Origin of the sequence: Pseudomonas sp. R3-56, from assembly GCF_051132075.1 — a bacterium.
Lineage (GTDB): Bacteria > Pseudomonadota > Gammaproteobacteria > Pseudomonadales > Pseudomonadaceae > Aquipseudomonas.
Genome location: NZ_CP071657.1, coordinates 2,506,322 through 2,523,106, shown reverse-complemented (window position 1 = coordinate 2,523,106; position 16,785 = coordinate 2,506,322). Strand labels below are relative to the sequence as shown.

The following is a 16,785-nucleotide window of genomic DNA, read 5'->3' as shown; positions in this document are numbered from 1 at the left end:
TACTTTCAGGCGCCGAGTTCATTCAGGCAAAACACATCGCCCATATTGCGACTGCTGCGCAGTCGAGCGGGAGCAAGCTCCCTCGCCACAAAAGCTGCAACAACTCAGCTACGCGTCGCCCCGCGGGCGCTTGCCGCGAACTGGTCAGCCGGCAATACGTGCTTGCGTTCGAGCAAGCGATAGACCACCCCGGTCAATACCAGGCCGAACACCATCACGCACGACAGGAAGTACAGCCCGGACGCCAGGTTACCGGTGTATTCCTTCAAGGCGCCGATCACGAACGGGCCGATATAGCCGCCCAGGTTGCCTACCGAGTTGATCAAGGCAATGCCCGCCGCCGCGCTGGCACCGGCGAAAAACCGCCCCGGCAAGGTCCAGAACACCGCCGTGCAGGAAAACAGTGCAAACGCCACCAGGCACAACGCCGCCAGTTGCAGCACCGGCACGGTCAACCAGGCGCTGAGGAACAGACCGATGGCGCCCAATACATACAACACGGCCAGGTGACCGTAACGGTCGTTCAGGCGGTCGGAGCTGCGAGGAATGATCAGCAGGCCAATGATGCCGAAGATATACGGCACGGAAGAGACAAAGCCGGTCACCAGGTCACTGCCGCCGAACTGCTTGATCAGCGTCGGCAGCCACAGCCCCAGGCCGTAGATGCTCAGGGTCACCGGCAGGTAGAACAGCGCCAGCAGCAGGACGCGCTTGTCCTTGAGCGCATGCAGCGGGTTGCCATGACGGGTCTGGCCGTATTCCTCCAGGTCCTTTTTCAGCTCACCGGTCAGCCAGTCCTTCTCGGACTGGTCCATCCATTTGACCTGTTGCGGGCCGTCCGGCAGATAACGCAGCACCGGCCAGGTCAACAGCACCGCCGGCAGACCGATGACGATGAACAACCACTGCCAGCCGTGCAGGCCGAGGATGCCGTCCATGCCCAGCAAGCCACCGGAAACTGGGCCGGTGATCATCATCGCAATGGGTTGGGAAAGAATGAACAGCCCGAGGATCTTGCCGCGATGGCGCACCGGGAACCACTGGGTGATGTAATACAGCACGCCCGGAAAGAACCCGGCTTCGGCCGCGCCCAGCAGAAAGCGCATCACGTAGAAACTATAGGGCCCCTGCACAAAAGCCATGCCGATGGTGATTGCGCCCCAGGTGATCATGATCCGGGCAAACCAGCGCCGCGCACCGAAGCGCTCCAGCATCAGGTTGCTGGGAATCTCCAGGAGGAAATAACCGATGAAGAACAGGCCCGCGCCGAGGCCGTAGGCGGCGTCGCCGATGCCGATGTCCGCGCCCATGTGCAGCTTGGCGAAGCCCACGGCGGAGCGATCCACGTACGCGATCAGGTAAAGCAGGATCAGGAAGGGAATCAGTTTGAGTGTGATGCGACGTATAAGCCGCAATTCCTGGCTCATGGGACCGGTCTCCGATTGTTGTTGTTATAGAACCTCGGGGGATTTCTCTCGCGAATGACCGCCAGGACAACCCCTCCGTTAAATCGGACTATATAGTAATACTATTTACCCAACAACACTTCCAAACGGCGTAAATTGCGCTTATGTTACGCTTCAGCTCGAACAATATAGTCATACAATAAGAGAATCGATCATGTCTGATAAGAAACCCTCCCTGCGCTCGGCCCAATGGTTTGGCACCGCCGACAAAAACGGCTTCATGTACCGCAGCTGGATGAAAAATCAGGGCATCGCCGACCACCAGTTCCATGGCAAGCCGATCATCGGTATCTGCAACACCTGGTCGGAGCTGACACCGTGCAACGCGCATTTCCGGCAGATCGCCGAGCACGTCAAGCGCGGCGTGATCGAGGCCGGGGGCTTTCCGGTGGAATTCCCGGTGTTTTCCAACGGCGAATCGAACCTGCGCCCCACCGCCATGCTGACCCGCAACCTGGCGAGCATGGACGTGGAAGAGGCGATTCGCGGCAACCCGATTGATGGCGTGGTACTGCTCACCGGTTGCGACAAGACCACTCCGGCCCTGCTGATGGGCGCCGCCAGTTGCGACGTGCCGGCCATCGTCGTCACCGGCGGGCCGATGCTCAACGGCAAGCACAAGGGCCAGGACATCGGCTCGGGCACCGTGGTCTGGCAGCTGAGCGAACAGGTCAAGGCCGGCACCATCACCATCGATGACTTCCTCGCGGCCGAGGGCGGCATGTCCCGCTCGGCCGGTACCTGCAACACCATGGGCACGGCGTCGACCATGGCCTGCATGGCCGAGGCGCTTGGCACTTCGCTGCCCCATAACGCGGCGATCCCGGCGGTGGATGCGCGCCGTTATGTGCTGGCCCACATGTCCGGCATGCGCGCGGTGGAAATGGTCCGCGAAGACCTGAAGCTGTCGAAGATCCTGACCAAGGAAGCTTTCGAAAACGCCATCCGCGTCAACGCCGCCATCGGCGGTTCGACCAACGCGGTGATTCACCTCAAGGCCATCGCCGGGCGCATCGGCGTGCAACTGGACCTGGACGACTGGACCCGCATCGGTCGCGGCATGCCGACCATCGTCGACCTGCAACCGTCCGGACGCTTCCTGATGGAGGAGTTCTACTACGCCGGCGGCCTGCCTGCCGTGCTGCGTCGCCTCGGCGAAGCCAACCTGATCCCCCACCCGAACGCACTGACGGTGAACGGCAAGAGCCTCGGCGAAAACACCAAGGACGCGCCGATCTATGGCCAGGACGAAGTCATTCGCACCCTCGACAACCCGATCCGCGCCGACGGCGGCATCTGCGTACTGCGCGGCAACCTGGCGCCATTGGGCGCAGTGCTCAAGCCGTCCGCGGCCACCGCCGAACTGATGCAGCATCGCGGTCGCGCGGTGGTGTTCGAGAACTTCGACGAGTACAAGGCGCGGATCAACGATCCGGAGCTCGACGTGGATGCCGACTCGATCCTGGTCATGAAGAACTGCGGGCCGAAGGGTTATCCGGGCATGGCCGAAGTCGGCAACATGGGCTTGCCAGCCAAACTGCTGGCCCAGGGCGTGACGGACATGGTGCGTATTTCCGACGCACGCATGAGCGGCACCGCCTACGGCACCGTGGTGCTGCATGTGGCACCGGAAGCGGCGGCCGGTGGGCCTTTGGCCGCGGTGAAAGAAGGTGACTGGATCGAACTCGATTGCGCCAGCGGCCGCCTGCACCTGGACATCCCCGACGCCGAACTTGCCGCGCGCCTGGCCGACCTGGCGCCACCGCAGCAATTGCTGGTCGGTGGCTACCGCCAGCTGTACATCGACCATGTGCTGCAAGCCGACCAGGGTTGCGACTTCGACTTCCTGGTGGGCTGCCGCGGCGCCGAGGTGCCGCGTCACTCCCATTGACGCCCCATCCCCCTGTGGGAGCGAGCTTGCTCGCGATGGCGTCGGATCAGCTGGTATCACTGCTGACTGATCCACCGCTATCGCGAGCAAGCTCGCTCCCACAAGGGGGTTGAGTCTGCATTGAAAATCGCACTAGCGACCCGCCCTCGCCGCGCCTGCTATCATGCGCAGCACCCCTCGCACACAGGATCGCGCCGCTCCCCATGGATTACCGCAAACCCTCCGACCGCAAGAGCATGCACGCGCGCATCGTCCAGGAACTGGGCATGCAGATCGTCTCTGGCCGCTTCAAGCCCGACGACAAACTGCCCGCCGAAGCCTTGCTGTGCGAAGAATATGCCGTCAGCCGCCCGGTGCTGCGCGAAGCCACGCGCGTGCTGGTCGCCAAGGGCCTGGTGTATTCGCGGCCGCGAGTGGGCACGGTGGTCAAGCCGCGTCGGGAATGGCATATGCTCGACCCCGATGTGCTGCACTGGCTGATGCAGAGCAGCCCGCAGAACGAGTTCTTCGGACTGCTCACCAGCGTGCGCAGCATCATTGAGCCGGCCGCCGCCGCCCTCGCCGCGCAATTCGCCACCGACGCCGACATCGCCGCCATCAGCGAAGCCTACCAGCGCATGGAAGCTGCCCCGACCCCGGAAGCCCTCCTGCAACCGGACCTGGACTTTCACAGCCGCATAGCAGACGCCACCCACAACGACCTGCTCGCCAACCTGTGCAACATGCTGTCGGTGGCCATCGCCGAAGCGCTCAAGCACTCCAACCAACGGCCCAACCTGCACGAGCTGGCGATGCCACGGCACAAGGCGATCCTCACCGCCATCGAGAACCGCGATGCCCTCGGCGCCCGCCATGCCACGCTGGTGCAACTGGATGACGCCCGCAGTGCGCTGAATGTCGTGCTGGGCAGCGATCCCGCCTGATTCACCGCCGATTTTACTGAAGCCCTTCACAAACCTGCACGCCTGGCGTTCAAGCGTGCGGTACCTATGTACCGCACACCTGGGACAGTCATGGCGATACTGCGCGAGTCGTCATCCTGACGACCATGGGTTTATGAAAAGGAACTTCACATGGCATCGCCTTCCCCGGCTGACAACGCCAACACACAGGCACAGAACGTCAGCCTGCAATTTGCCGGTCGCCCCACCTTCGAACAGGTTGTGCTGAGCGTATTCGAGCATGCCATTAAAAGCAGATACGGCTGGCGGATGTTAAACCTCAACCTCTCCAAGGTTGTATTGGCAACTCCAGACAAGACCTCTAACGGCTGGACGACCGCCCCCTTCATGACGCTCGTCCTCGATTACCTGGCTACCGGCACGTCCATCGACTTCAAGGAGTGGAGCGAGCGTGGCTGTTTCTTTTCCGAAACGATGCCGCACCGTCTCAAGCTGGACGCGCAGGACATGCTCAAGCTGGAAAAGCTGCTACTTGAACTGCCTTGGACAGTACCGATCGGATTCGAGGATGCGCTGGTCCGCTACTGGAATGCCGACATTGATCCCCATCAAGGCACCAGCCGCTGGAACTGGCTCAGCGGTGCACTGCGAAACCTGTTGCAGACCCGTGGCTTGCAGCAACCAGGGCTCAGCGACCCGGCACGTGAGATGCTCGACCAGATCACCCGCCGGCCTGTCAGCAAGCAACACTTGCGCGCCGACGGTCAGGCCAGCGTCTACGCCTACAGCCTGGAAAGCACCCTCGTTAAAGGCGCTTCCCGTTCGGTCCTATACGGTAGCGAGATCCTACTGACCCGCACCACCGAAGGTGAGACCCTCCTGCTGCTGTGCAGCCCTGGCAGCGCCGTCAAACCCTTTGAATCGCTGGAAGACTTTCACCGTCACTGGAGTGAACTCATCGCCAGCCGGTACCTTGTCGACACCGTCACTTGCACACGCACCGAGATCGCTGGCAACGTGTTCGAGACCCAGGCAGCACTGATCCTGGAGCAACAGCTGGCCGACCTCCGGGCGGTGGAATTGCCTTCCCGCGTCGGCTCACAGCACCTGCGTGCGCTGTATCACGAATTGAGCGACCCGGCCCGCTACCTGCTTGACACCCCATACCCCTCTCCTCAGATGTCGAAGCTCATTGCACCGCTGGTGCCCGAATGGTTGAAGGAAGCGTCCGTTGTCGATCAGACCAGACACCAGCATTACTGCCTGACGTTGGCCAGCGCCAAAAAACGCAGCCCAGGCCAAACCTTCCTCAACGATATCAAGGATATCAAGACATTCACGTCCCAAGCCCTGCTTGAGCGCATGGGTCGAACAAACGATAGCTCGTCGACCAAGGCCCAACCCTCCCGCTACAATCCCGACGACGTGCTACTGACTTTCACCGTGGCGGCAGGCCTCCCCGGTACGATCGGGATTGTCGAGAAAAAATCGATGAAACTGAGCGAACTGGCCATCCGCAATCTCGTCGCCCGCCCCAGTGGAGACCCGATCCTCAGCCATCGCCTGGGCCTGACCCTGCCCGAATGGTTGACCCCGGACTACATCACCCGCCAGGGCGGGCTGATTGAACAGGTCGACATCGGCACCGCCTACCCCCGATATCTGCAGCACAAGCTGTTTGACGATTTGCCTACCCTGCGTCAACAGAGATTCGCCGACCAGGTCCCGACAGAGCTGCTTCTCGAAGCGCTCAAGCAAAAGCTCGACCACCAGAACAGCATGACCCGTCAAGGCCTGGACCTTCTCGAAGCCGCCCTTCAAGCCGATGTCGAGGAACAACAGATCGACGGTCGTCCGGTGGTGATTCGTCCCCTGGCCTTTCTGCGTAAGCCGAAGGCCCGACCGGATGTTGTGACGAATATGTTCATCATCGAACCGCAAGCCGTCGAAACGGGACCACACCTGCTGTATCGCCCGCTTCACTCGCCATCGTTGATTGAGTTCCCGACACGCCAGGCGCTGTTGACTGCCATTGGCCTGGACGGCGAACTGCAGACCAGCGTCTTGACCTGGTTATCGGATACCGCGCGTCCGGTGTACGCCAATGGGGGGTTCCTGGAGCCACACATCGTGCGCTTTCTTCCAGGCGATGAATTCGCCCCTTTCGAAAAGCCGACCCCGGCGACACTCGCAATCGAGGGTGACAACGACGAGTTGTTGCAATTCCTGCACAACGGCAAGCTGATGGAGTATCTCTACGGCAGTAACGCCCGAGCCCTGGTCGCGCAGGCCGACAGGGATTCGGTGTCCAACGCCGAGAGCCGCTGGGCTACCCTTCTCGAGGGTGGCGGACTGCTGTTCAACACACTGTTGGTGCCTATCCTGCGTGGCCCGCTGATAAGCGTCGCCTGGTTATGGAACGTGATCGCTGTTGCCGGTCAAGATATCCCGGCCATGCAGAGCGAGGATCCGACCACACGGGAGCTCGCTACCGTCGACTTTCTCTTGAACTTCGCCATGCTCGGACATCAGGCGTTGTCCCTCGACGAGCCTGTTCGCAAGCCACTGCCCCACGAACTGGAAGACCAGGCGATGCGTGCGCCTGCGCCGCGCATCGTTCCCGAGCAATGGCCCAAGCCGGCCCTGCCAGACGTCATCGAAGGCCCCGTCTACCTGCCCGGGGAACACGCCCAAGCTGCTTTTGAGCACCTCGACTTCAGTTTCGCCAGCGCCCGTCGGCGCCTGACGCTGGAGCAACGCACCCGCTTGCAGCGCCTGACAGTGCAGCGTCCCGCAGTGATGCCCGCTGCCCTTCCCTCTGGCCCTTATACCGGCCTTTATCTGATCAATAAAAAATGGCATGCCGTGGTTGAGGGCGAGTTGTATCAAGTCGACACATGGGACAGCACCGTACAGATCGTCGACCCGCACGACCCGGCACGCAGGGGGCCGGCGCTGCTATCGGACGGCCACGGCAACTGGTCCTTGGACCTGGGCCTGGGCCTGCGTGGCGGGATGCCGCCCAAGCGCGTGGAGGAACAACGTCGCTTCAACGAAAAAAGAAAAGCGGAAATCGCGGCGGAAACCAGGGAGTTCTTCGAAAAAAGTGCCGAGCGGAAAAAGAAGCTGGATATCACACACGACCTGCTGAGCTTATTGGAGATCGGTACGCCCCCTGATGAGAAGCGGATGGCCCCCATACGTAAAAGCTTTCATGAACAGTTAAAGGAGCAGGCCGAAGCCGATCTGAAGATACTGGGGAACGAGCTCGAATCCATCAAGCTGAATAGCCCAATTTCCCCCGGGAATATTTCCCAGATCACTGAATCGTTGATCGAATGTTGTCGTACAGCCATTGCCGTTGTCGTAAAGGATATACAAGCTCTGAATGCTGCCCATTCCTCATTCGTGGGACCGTCTGCGTCTGACATTCTGGAGGCAGTTGAACATGATCCGCAGGGCTATTTGAGGTTCGCCGCGCAGTTATTTGAGCTCAATGAGCGCTCGATCCATTGGCTGGAGCTTGAACACCGCACGCTTGATACGTTATTGAACCGGGGCAGCAAGGGCCGGGAAATGTTCGATCGCCTGACCCATGACCGACCGGTGGCGAAAACCGCTTCGTTGGCTGGCCAAGAGCTCCAGACGACGTTGGCCACAGTGCTCGCTTCGCGCGGCGAGAGCGAGTCGAGGGAGCACCTGCGAACCATCAGCAAGCCGCTAAAGGAACAAATACAATCTCACGCTACGTTGTGGACGTACGACTTCTCGGAACGGCTCGAGGTATTGGAGAGCTTGTCCGAACACTATGGCAAGGCGCTGGATGCCCTACAGATCGTGAAAGTACTTCACGCCGATGAGATGGACCTGCCTTATTTCGACAAGCTGGTCACCTTGGTCGAAGAATTGTATGAGGAGGTCTCCCAGGAACTGGCCACGGAAATAAAACCCGAACCGAAACCGCGCGCGCGCGCTTCCAAACGCACCGGAACATCCGCCGGACGCCCTCAGAAAAAAGTGATCCGAACCCGCCACAATGGTGTATTGGTTGGCGATCTGAGACCTGCCGGTACAACCTTGGAGATTGATGTCGTCGAGCTGCGCTCCGAAAACGATAACCAGTTGCTAGGCACCTATTCCCGTCATGAAGACGCCTGGGACCTCGTCAAGGAAGAGCGACCGGCCGCGCCGCTGAAAACGAGACCTGTCAGTGAAATCAAAGGCGCCGCACGAAAACTGCTCGGGCAACTGGAAAGACTTCTGAAAAGGGCAAAAAGCTATAAAGCCCAGTGCCGTTACCCGCAGGAAATCGAGGAGGTCATGAACAACGAGGCGGATCGTTTTCGCAAAATTGCCGAGGAGCTTGAACAAGCCGTCAAGGCTTCCCCAACAGAGCCCGGCCCGCGAGACCAGACCTTAATCGAGGAACTGACAAAGGCCGCCACCCGCCTTGCAGCACAGGGCGGCTACCTGCGCACCGAGCTGAGCCTGAAACTGCCACCCACCGACGGCAATCTCCGCTATCTGTTTGCAAAAGAATTAATCCAGGTCAGCAAGTACGGCGACCGCACAGCCATGAGCGGAGTCCGCAAGGACTTCATTCAGGAATATGCAATCAACGACCGTAACGGCTTCCCCCTCTGGTATGCCCATTTTCACTATGAAAAGGCCGACACCCCGAAAGCCGACTACAGCGTTGCACACGTGAAAACCAAGGAACAACGGAAGGAAAGCTACTATTCAATGCTGTCCAAAGCTGAAGGCCCCTACGCCGTCGTGAACGTGCATCGCGGCCAGATCGGCAAACCTCTGGCGCAACGCTGGTTCTTGCCCCTGGACCAATAATCGCTGAGCTATCGGCACGCTTGTCCGAAGCCGGATGCAAAAAGCCGCAACCTCAGGTTGCGGCTTTTTCGGTCCAGCGTCCGGTCAGTGAGCAAACAACGAATTACCCTTCTGCCCCGCCAGCTTTTCCGGCTTGATCAGGAAACGCGCCAGTGCGGGCAGCAGCCACAGCGCACCGAACATGTTCCACAACAACATGAACGTCAGCATCAGGCCCATGTCCGCCTGGAACTTGATCGCCGAGAAGATCCAGGTGCAGACGCCGATGGCCAGGCACAAGCCGGTAAACAGCACCGCCTTGCCAGTGGATTTCAGCGTCTGGTAATACGCCTCCTGCAACGGCAACCCGGCCCGCAGGAAACTTTCCAGGCGGCTGTAGATGTAGATGCCGTAGTCCACGCCGATCCCTACGCCGAGGGCTACCACCGGCAATGTCGCGACTTTCACGCCGATGCCCATGAACGCCATCAGCGCGTTGCCCAGCACCGAGGTCAGCACCAGTGGCAGCACGATGCACAGCGTCGCTGCCCAGGAACGGAAGGTGATCATGCACATCGTCGCCACGCAGATATACACGAGGATCAGGATGGTCAGTTCCGACTCCTTGATCACCTCGTTGGTGGCCGCCTCGATCCCGGCGTTACCGGCGGCGAGGATGAACTCCAGGCCATCGCGGTTGTGCTCCTTGGCGAAGTCCTGCACCGCCGTCACGGCGCGGTCGAGCGTCTCGGCCTTGTGGTCGTTGAGGAACACCAGCACCGGCGCCAGGGAACAGCTGTTGTTGTACAGGCCGTCGGCCCGGGCAATGGAGCTGTTCAGTACATCAGGGTTGCGCGACAGGGTTTCCCATTTCAGGTTGCCCTCGTTCATGCCCTTGATCATCTGCTTGGACACAGTCACCAGGGAAATCGCCGACTGCACGCCCTCGGTGTTCTGCATCTTCCACATCAGCTCGTCGATGGGCGCCATGGCTTCGTAGCGCGAACAGCCTTCGGCCTTGGTCTTGACCATCACTACCAGCACATCGGAGCTGGTGGAATAGTTGCTGATGATGAAGTTGTTGTCCTGGTTGTAGCGCGAGTCCGGACGCAGTTCCGGGGCACCCTGGTCGAGGTCGCCGATCTTCAGGTTCTGGCTGTACCAGAGGCCGCCGCCAAACGCGAGCACGGCCAGGGCAATCGATACCGGCGCGACCTTGGCGCTGGCAAAGTTCGACAGCAGGCGCCAGAACGGATGTTCGCGGGTCGCGTCTTTCTTGCTGCGCTCGACCGCGCGCTTGCTGATACCGACGTAGGAAATCGCCACCGGCAGCAGGATCAGGTTGGTGAACACAATCACCGCCACGCCGATGGACGCGCCGATGGCCAGTTCGCGAATCACGCCGATGTCGATGATCAGCAAGGTAATGAAGCCGACGGCATCGGCCAGGATCGCGATCATCCCCGGCAGGAATAACTGGCGGAAGGTCCGCCGCGCCGCCGTCAAGGCGTTGTCCGCCTCGCTGGACTGCAAGGCGATGCCGTTGATTTTCTGTACGCCGTGGGAAATGCCGATGGCGAAGATCAGGAACGGCACCAGCATCGAATACGGATCCAGGCCGAAACCGGCCGCGTGCATCAACCCCAGCTGCCAGACCACCGCCACCAGGGTGGTGCTCAATACCGCAACGGTGCTGCGCATGCAGTTGGTGAACCAGTACAGCAGGATCAGGGTGATGACGAAGGCGACGCCGAAGAACAGCACCACCATGACCAGGCCATCGATCAGGTCGCCGACCTTCTTGGCGAAGCCGACGATGTGAATCTGCACATTCGGGTTCTGCGCTTCGAACTTGTTGCGGATCTTGTCTTCAAGCTCGTGGGAAAACTTCCGATAATCGAGGGCGAGCAATTTGCCTTGGTCTTGTGGGTCGGGATAGGACTCCAGCAGCGGGATATCGATGATGCTCGATTTGAAATCGTTCGCCACCAGGCGCCCGACCTGGCCGGACTTGAGCACGTTGTTGCGCAGCAGGTCGAGGCTGTCGGCCGAACCGTTGTAACTCTGCGGGATCACCTCGCCACCGGCGAAGCCCTCCTCCGTCACTTCGGTCCAGCGCACGCTCGGGCTCCACAGCGACTTCAGGCCGGAGCGGTCGACGCCGGAGATGTAGAAGACCTCGTCGTGGATCTGGCGCAGGGTCTCCATGTACTCCTTGGAGAAAATGTCGCCGTTGGTAGCTTCCACGGAAATCCGTACCGTGTTGCCCAGGTTCGCCAAGTCATTGCGGTGTTCGAGCATCTTCTCGATGAACGGATGCTCGAGGGGAATCATTTTTTCGAAACTGGTGGACGGTCGGATCAGCGTGGCCTGCCAGAACAGGAAAATGCTGACCAGCAGGCAAATGATGATCACTGCCGGGCGGTTGTTGAAAATCAGGCGTTCGAGGAACGTCGCCTTGTCTTGGTGATGACTGCTCATGGGGTCCGCCTTCTTGTTATTGTGCCCGTCTGACAGGCCCGGCTCATTTGCTCAGTTCGGCGCCAGTGGGCGTGGTAGCGCGTACGCCACCCTGTCCCGCCAGGATCAGGTTGCCGTTGCCCGCCGCCGTGACGGCCGCCACGGAAATGCGATCCGGACGGTTGAACACGCTGAAGGTCACGCCATCATCGGTGCTGCGAATCACGCTGCCGCCGTTGCCGACGATCACGATCGAGCCATCCGGCAACAGCGTCGCCCCCGACAAGCCGAATTCCAGCGCGCCACGGGCCGCCTTCAGCTCGACCTGCTCCCAGCTGTCGCCGAAATCCGTGGAGCGATAGAGATTGCCGCGCAGGCCGTAGGCCAACAGGGTCGAAGGCTGGGCGGTGCCGATGGCGCCGAACAGCGAGCCTTCGTACGGACCTTCGAGTTTTTCCCAGGTCTGCCCCCAGTCGGCGGAGCGGAACATGCTGCCTGCCTCGCCGACGATGAACAGCCCGGCGTCTTTTACCGCGGTGATAGCGTTGAGGTGATATTGGTCTTCATTCTCGAGCCGGTCGCTGGCCTGCTCCCAGTGCTTGCCGCCATCGGTGGTCGCGTACAGCGCACCGTAGGCGCCCACGGCCAGGCCATTGCTGGCGTCCTTGAACCAGACGTCGAGCAGCGGTGCTTCACGGGTGAGGTCTTCGAACTGCTTGGTCCAGGTGGTGCCGCCGTCCTCGCTGGCGAGGATCTGCGCGTCGTGCCCCACGGCCCAACCGTGCTTGTCATCGACAAAGAAGACCGCAGTGAGCAGTTGGCGGGTCGGCACCTTGGCCTGGGTCCAGGATTTGCCCTGGTCATCGGAAAAGACGATATGCCCACGGTCGCCGACCGCGACCAGGCGCTGGCCGGCATGGACCACATCGAGCATGAGGGTTTTGCTGGCCTTGGCCGATTCGACGGAATAGATGACATCGGCCGTCGACGCTGCAACCGCCAGCACCGGCGCCGACAAAACGGCAGAGCCCAGCAGCGAGAGCGCCGAGACCAGCAGCGCAACTCTGCGCAGCACTGGCGGGCGGCAGCGGCCCACAGCCATGACAGGCTCACTCATAGACCTTTCCCCCATTTATTATTGTTATGGCTTGGTACGTTGCAGTCCTGAAGCATAGTCCTGAAACCTGCAATCTAGAGCCACTTCGCAAGCTGGACCTATCCTATCGGGCTTTCGAAAGGTCTGACAATCGACGCCACGTTATCTTTTGTTAACCGGGGGGATATCGGCCAAGGGTGAATCAGAAGACATTCGCGAGGGTGATGGATGTGGCGAGGGAGCTTGCTCCCGCTGGCCTGCGAAGCAGGCCTGATCTTGATTCGTTTCGCCAGTGAAGGCAGGTAAACCAAGAAAAGGGAGTCCTTCGGCCTCCAGCGGGAGCAAGCTCCCTCGCCACAAAAGGCAATGCGAAGCCTGGTCAAGCCAGGCTCTTGCTCACCACTTCAAACACATCGGCCGACAGCCCACCGGACGCCAGGATGCGCTCCAGCTCGCCCTTCATCAGAGCCTGGCGGGCGCTGTCGTATTTGCGCCAGCGGGTCAGTGGCGCCAGCTGCCGCGAGGCGATCTGCGGGTTGAAGGCGTTGAGCTGGATCACCAGGTCCGCCAGGAAGCGATAACCGGAACCGTCGGCGGCGTGGAAGTTGATCAGGTTCTGCCCGGCGAACGCGCCGACCAGTGCCCGCACCTTGTTCGGGTTCTTGATGTTGAACGCCGGGTGCTCCATCAACGCCTTGACCCGCGCCAGCCCGCCCGGCAGCGGGCTACCGGCCTGGACGCTGAACCATTGGTCCATGACCAGCGGGTTGCCCTTGAAGTTCTCCGCGAACACTTCCAGGGCCTTGGCCTTTTCGGTCTCGAACGGCGAGTTGACCAGCACCGCCAGCGCCGTGAGGCGCTCGGTCATGTTGTCGGCGGTGTCGAACTGCTCAAGGGTGGCGCTCAGCACTTCGGGTTTGTCGGTCAGCATCAGGTAGGACAGCGCGATGTTCTGCAACGCACGCCGCGCGAAGTGCTCGGCCTCGGCCACGTACGGCGTGCGCCGGGACAGGTCGCGGTTGGCCTCGTAGCGCAGCCACAGGGCTTCGAACAGGTTTTCGGCCAACTGCCGACGAGCGAATTCGCGGGCGGCGTGGATCGCCTCGACGTCCGCCACTTCGCTGATTTCGGTCAGGTAGGCTTCGCTTGGCAGCGAGAGCATTTCCGCGACCATCGCCTGATCCAGGGATTCATCCGACAGCACGCTGCGCAACGCGCTGACCAGCCGAGGGTCAAGCACCAGGCTTTCGCCTTTCTGGTGCTGGCCGATCAGTTCCTGCAAGACCTGCACCGACAATTGCTGGCCGGCATCCCAACGGTTGAAGCCGTCGCTGTCGTGTTGCATGAGGAACATCAGTTGATCACGGTCGTACGGGAAGCTCAGCTTCACCGGCGCCGAGAAGCCGCGCAGCAACGAAGGCAGGGGCTTTTCAGCGATATCGACGAAGGTGAAGGTCTGCTCGGCCTCGGTCACCGAGATCACCCGGGTCGTGCCACTCGCCGCCGCTTCGCCGCTCAGGCGCAGTGGATTTTCGGCGCCATTGCTGTCCAGCAGGCCCAACTCGACCGGAATCACGAAGGGCAGTTTCTCGGCCTTGTCCGGCGTCGGCGGGCAGCTCTGGCGGAACGTCAGGCTGTAAGTCTTCGCCGCAGCGTCGTAGGACTCGCTCAACGCCAGCCGTGGCGTACCGGCCTGGCTGTACCAGCGTTTGAACTGGCTCAGGTCGACGCCATTGGCATCCTCCATGGCCTTGATGAAATCGTCGCAGGTCACGGCCTGGCCATCGTGGCGCTCGAAGTACAGGTCGCTGCCCTTGCGGAAGCCTTCGGCGCCCAACAGGGTATGGATCATGCCGACGACTTCCGAGCCCTTTTCGTACACGGTCAGGGTGTAGAAGTTGGAAATCTCGATGAAGCTGTCCGGGCGCACCGGGTGAGCCATTGGGCCGGCGTCTTCAGCGAACTGGTGGGTACGCAGGTACGCCACGTCCTGGATGCGCTTGACCGTGGCCGAGTTCATGTCCGCCGAGAACCCAGCGTCGCGGAACACCGTGAAACCTTCCTTGAGCGACAGCTGGAACCAGTCGCGGCAGGTCACGCGGTTGCCCGACCAGTTATGGAAGTATTCGTGGGCGACGATCGCCTCGACTCGCTGGTGCGCGGCGTCGGTGGCGGTTTCGGCGCGGGCCAGTACGGCGCTGGAGTTGAAGATGTTGAGACCCTTGTTCTCCATCGCGCCCATGTTGAAATCGTTGACCGCGACAATCATGAAGATGTCCAGGTCGTATTCGCGCCCGTACACCTCTTCGTCCCAGCGCATCGACTTCTTCAGGCTGGTCATGGCGTGCTGGCACTTATCGATATTTTCCGGCTCGACGTAGATGCGCAGCGCCACGGTGCGCTCGGTCATGGTGGTGAAGGTGTCTTCGACGCACCACAGGTCACCGGCGACCAGGGCGAACAGGTAGGCCGGCTTCTTGAACGGGTCTTCCCAGGTCGCCCAGTGCCGGCCGTCTTCCCCAGGGCCGCTGGCAATCGGGTTGCCGTTGGAGAGCAGCACCGGGTAGCTGTGCTGTTCGGCGACCACGGTGGTGGTGAACTTGCTCATCACGTCGGGGCGGTCGAGGTAATAGGTGATCTTGCGAAAGCCTTCGGCCTCGCACTGGGTGCAGAACATGCTGCCGGATTTGTACAGGCCTTCCAGGGCCGTGTTGGTTTCCGGATGGATGCGCACGGTGGTATCGACGGTGAACACCTGGGCCTTGGGCTGCAAGGTCAGGTGGCTGTCATCCAGTTGGTAGTCGCCCTGCCCCAGGTCGGCGTCGTCGAGCTTGATCGAGAGCAATTCCAGCTGCTGGCCATCGAGCACCAGCGGCGGCAATCCGGCGCCGCGCTCGGGGTTGCGGCGCATCACCAGTTGCGCATGGACCAGGCTGTGGTCCTCGAACAACTCGAAGGTCAGGTGCGTCTCGTCGATCAGGTATTCGGGAGCCTGATAGTCCTTCAGGTAGATCATCTTCGGTTGTTCGGTGCGCATGGGTCGAATCCTTCTACTGATGCACGGCGAGCTGGTAGGCCGTGTATTTACGAATATTGATCACGCCGGTGTCGAAAATCAGGTACTGGCCCTTGATTCCCAGCAGCGTGCCTTCGGCGATCGGGTCCTTGTCCAGATTGAAGCTGACGATCTTCGCCGGGTACTGCTGCACCGGGTAACGGATCTCGATCGGTTCGACGTCCGCTATGGTCTGGATCGCCTGCAAGCCGAATCGTTCCTGCAAACCCTGCAGGCCCTGGGCGCAGCTTTCAAACAGTGAATCACGGATCTGCCGCAAGTCCACCGCCGCAGCGTCGCCCTTGAGCAAGGCGCGCCAGTTGGTCTTGTCCGCCACCTGGCTGCGGAACAGGTCCTCGACGAAACCCGACTGCTGCCGGGTGGCGACCCGCAGGATCGGCAGCGCCTGGCTCGCGCCCTGGTCGAGCCAGCGGGTCGGCAGTTGCGTGGCGCGGGTGATGCCGACTTTCACGCCCGATGAGTTGGCCAGGTAGACCACATGATCGGTCATGCAGAACTGCTCGCCCCAGGCCGGGTCGCGACAGGTACCCGCCTCGAAATGGCAACGCTCGGGGCTCATGATGCAGAGGTCGCATTGGGCCAGTCTGGTCATGCACGGGTAGCAATAACCCTGGCTGAAACTGGTCTTGGTTCGCCGTCCGCAATGGGTACAGTGGATCGCACCGAGGTATTCCAGGCGGATCCTGCTGCCGATCAACGGATTGACCGGCACCTCGACATCGCCCAGGCGAAAGGCGTATTGAACGGTCGGCCCGTCAAGGCGTGCCGACATCTTGCTGATTGCACCGCGGCCAATCTCGATCAATGGATGGCGTCCGACTTGAACAGGATATTCGGCACGACGGTGGCTTTCGACTGGCATTCCTGCGGGCCCATATAGCCGGTGCGCTCTTCTTCGGGCAGGTTCTGGATTTCCCAGGCGATCATCGCTTGCAGCGACAGCTCGCGCTGCTCGGCGGTGAGCTTGTTGCCGTCGGCCCATTTACCGATTTCCACGGCCAGTTTCAGGCTGCGGTAGATGTCTGGGGTGATGTTGTTGATCATTTCGTTGAAGGAAGACATGGGTTCTC

9 protein-coding genes are annotated in these 16,785 nt (G+C 61.0%); 3 read left to right on the top strand and 6 right to left on the bottom strand.

Going from position 1 to position 16,785, the window contains the following annotated elements:
- Positions 1-104 precede the first annotated feature (104 nt).
- Positions 105-1,427 (bottom strand): MFS transporter, encoded by a 1,323-nt coding sequence (locus tag J3P96_RS11505; RefSeq protein ID WP_434573625.1) that lies wholly within the window; start codon positions 1,425-1,427, stop codon positions 105-107.
- A 193-nt stretch (positions 1,428-1,620) separates the two neighbouring features.
- Between J3P96_RS11505 and J3P96_RS11500 the strand changes: the two genes are divergently transcribed.
- The 3 genes from J3P96_RS11500 to J3P96_RS11490 all read left to right on the top strand — a co-directional run bounded on the left by J3P96_RS11500 (position 1,621) and on the right by J3P96_RS11490 (position 9,104).
- Positions 1,621-3,357 (top strand): IlvD/Edd family dehydratase, encoded by a 1,737-nt coding sequence (locus tag J3P96_RS11500; protein ID WP_181290491.1) that lies wholly within the window; start codon positions 1,621-1,623, stop codon positions 3,355-3,357.
- Positions 3,358-3,560: 203 nt separating this feature from the next.
- Positions 3,561-4,280, top strand: a complete 720-nt coding sequence (locus tag J3P96_RS11495; RefSeq protein ID WP_434573623.1) for a FadR/GntR family transcriptional regulator — start codon at positions 3,561-3,563, stop codon at positions 4,278-4,280.
- Between the two features lie 150 nt (positions 4,281-4,430).
- A complete protein-coding gene (locus tag J3P96_RS11490) occupies positions 4,431-9,104 on the top strand; it encodes a dermonecrotic toxin domain-containing protein (RefSeq protein ID WP_434657174.1) in 4,674 nt (1,557 codons plus the stop codon).
- An 84-nt stretch (positions 9,105-9,188) separates the two neighbouring features.
- Here the strand turns inward: J3P96_RS11490 and J3P96_RS11485 are convergent, their stop codons facing one another.
- From J3P96_RS11485 to J3P96_RS11465, 5 genes are all read right to left on the bottom strand, one after another.
- Positions 9,189-11,564, bottom strand: coding sequence for an efflux RND transporter permease subunit (locus tag J3P96_RS11485; RefSeq protein WP_434573619.1), 2,376 nt, complete (start codon positions 11,562-11,564; stop codon positions 9,189-9,191).
- A 43-nt stretch (positions 11,565-11,607) separates the two neighbouring features.
- Positions 11,608-12,660, bottom strand: a complete 1,053-nt coding sequence (locus J3P96_RS11480; protein ID WP_434657171.1) for a WD40/YVTN/BNR-like repeat-containing protein — start codon at positions 12,658-12,660, stop codon at positions 11,608-11,610.
- 358 nt (positions 12,661-13,018) lie between these two features.
- Positions 13,019-15,676: an aminopeptidase N gene (gene pepN, locus J3P96_RS11475; protein WP_434657169.1), complete on the bottom strand. Its 2,658-nt coding sequence runs from the start codon at positions 15,674-15,676 to the stop codon at positions 13,019-13,021.
- Between the two features lie 13 nt (positions 15,677-15,689).
- Positions 15,690-16,520 (bottom strand): DUF2797 domain-containing protein, encoded by an 831-nt coding sequence (locus J3P96_RS11470; protein WP_434601088.1) that lies wholly within the window; start codon positions 16,518-16,520, stop codon positions 15,690-15,692.
- Positions 16,517-16,777 carry a YeaC family protein gene (locus tag J3P96_RS11465; RefSeq protein ID WP_305500450.1) on the bottom strand — a complete coding sequence of 87 codons (261 nt, stop codon included), beginning with the start codon at positions 16,775-16,777 and terminating at the stop codon, positions 16,517-16,519. Before J3P96_RS11465 ends, J3P96_RS11470 begins: the two co-directional genes overlap by 4 nt.
- Positions 16,778-16,785: the final 8 nt, after the last annotated feature.

What these genes read in the sequence shown, in the direction of transcription:
- J3P96_RS11505 (WP_434573625.1), bottom strand. Translation starts at nt 1,427, where the DNA reads ATGAGCCAGGAATTGCGGCTTATACGTCGCATCACACTCAAACTGATT.
- J3P96_RS11500 (WP_181290491.1), top strand. Translation starts at nt 1,621, where the DNA reads ATGTCTGATAAGAAACCCTCCCTGCGCTCGGCCCAATGGTTTGGCACC.
- J3P96_RS11495 (WP_434573623.1), top strand. Translation starts at nt 3,561, where the DNA reads ATGGATTACCGCAAACCCTCCGACCGCAAGAGCATGCACGCGCGCATC.
- J3P96_RS11490 (WP_434657174.1), top strand. Translation starts at nt 4,431, where the DNA reads ATGGCATCGCCTTCCCCGGCTGACAACGCCAACACACAGGCACAGAAC.
- J3P96_RS11485 (WP_434573619.1), bottom strand. Translation starts at nt 11,564, where the DNA reads ATGAGCAGTCATCACCAAGACAAGGCGACGTTCCTCGAACGCCTGATT.
- J3P96_RS11480 (WP_434657171.1), bottom strand. Translation starts at nt 12,660, where the DNA reads ATGAGTGAGCCTGTCATGGCTGTGGGCCGCTGCCGCCCGCCAGTGCTG.
- pepN (WP_434657169.1), bottom strand. Translation starts at nt 15,676, where the DNA reads ATGCGCACCGAACAACCGAAGATGATCTACCTGAAGGACTATCAGGCT.
- J3P96_RS11465 (WP_305500450.1), bottom strand. Translation starts at nt 16,777, where the DNA reads ATGTCTTCCTTCAACGAAATGATCAACAACATCACCCCAGACATCTAC.